The 1,528-nt window shown below is 48.2% G+C and carries 1 pseudogene; it reads left to right on the top strand.

The annotated features are described in order from the left end of the window. Window positions 1–542 precede the first annotated feature (542 nt). Window positions 543–1,528, top strand: a pseudogene (locus BG74_RS20885) (S9 family peptidase); the annotation flags it as partial.

Consider the following 1,528-nt stretch of genomic DNA (forward strand, 5'->3'; position numbering starts at 1 on the left):
GTCGCGTCTGCCCAGGTCGCGGAGCTTATCGATCAGGATTACACCCAAAATCGGTTTCAGCGTTCCGAACAGAACTAACAGGCAACCGGTGGCAGAAATATCAACGCCTGGGTAAACCCGGAATACATTTACGGGCGTGGGTGATGTCTGGCAGGAGCCGCTTAAGGTGAGCGATAACGAGCAGGATCTGAATTATGCCGTTACGCTGAACTGCACTGCACAAAGGTGAAATCACTTACCGGCTAACTTAAGATTCCTCCAGGGCAATTGCAATGGCAATGGCACCCCGCGCGGGTGCCAGCGCCGTATTGGCTGTGCCAGCCTATTTCTTTTCCCCTTCCATGAACGACTTACTTTGATCTGTTCCTATGCCTGAACGGCGCAGGCTCGACCCAGACAAGCGCAGCGAAGCGGTCAGACACACGATGCCGCGCAAGTTTCCGCTGCGCTTGATATAGCACCATAATTCGTATCACTCTATTTTTGTAGAGAAAAGAGAAAAGAGAAAAGAGAAAAGAGAAAAGAGAAAAAGGAATTGTCGTATGATATTACCACTCAAAGCTGAAAAACGACCATTATATTAACTCTACACGGCGGGGATACCCTGTGGACGACTGACTATACTAGTTACTCGATGGTATGCGTGAAGATCCGGCGGTTCTAGATTATCTAAAGCAGGAAAATACCTGCGGCGAAATGATGATGGCTGAGAATGAAGCATTACGGCATCAACTATTCACGGAAATGGTGGAGCACATTCCCTAGCAGTATTGTTTTGTGCGTGCGTCCGGTCGGGAGATTATCGTCATCAAAGTCATTACGAAGAGGGTAGGTAATGAACACGCCGTCTATACACGTCAGCAGGCATCGGCAAATCTGCAAGACGAGCAACGTGCTGCCCAGAGTGAATTTTATACCATGGGTGCGCTGGAGATTGGCCATGATAATCCTATCTTAGCCGTCGCGGAAGATTTTTATCGCGTCATCTCTATGGGCTACGCTTTAAGGATTTGGCTCGTGATTCATGATTTCCGGAAGTCATTGAACACGCGTCGTCCAGTTTTGAATAGTTTAATGACTCACAGGTGCCGTATTACGTTCACAAGCATAAGAAGACGCTGCTGCTGTATCAAGTATGGCGCCATGTAGTGGGCGCGCTGATCACGCAAGACGAGCTTATTCTTATTTATGAAGAGTAAGACGACACCTTTTTATATCAGTGTGCATAAGGCCACCTCGGAGCACTATACTCTTATTGCCCTCGTTAGCACCACCTACGGTGAAATTCTGCCACTCGACGCCGACGCTCCAAGGGCGCACAGGCCTACGGTTTTTTTGCGGCGGCACGATCACTAATATTCACTGGATCATTATCAAGTCTACTTCTATATCCTCTCCAATCGCAACGGTAAAATTTCACGCTGTATCGAAGCGAATCCAGTGAGGAAAAATTGTGGTAGACACTGATCCCAGCGTGCAAGGACGTGACGTGATACTGGAGAATTTCTTGCTGTTTCGCGATTGGCTA

The organism is Sodalis-like endosymbiont of Proechinophthirus fluctus (genome assembly GCF_001602625.1).
Classification (GTDB): domain Bacteria; phylum Pseudomonadota; class Gammaproteobacteria; order Enterobacterales; family Enterobacteriaceae.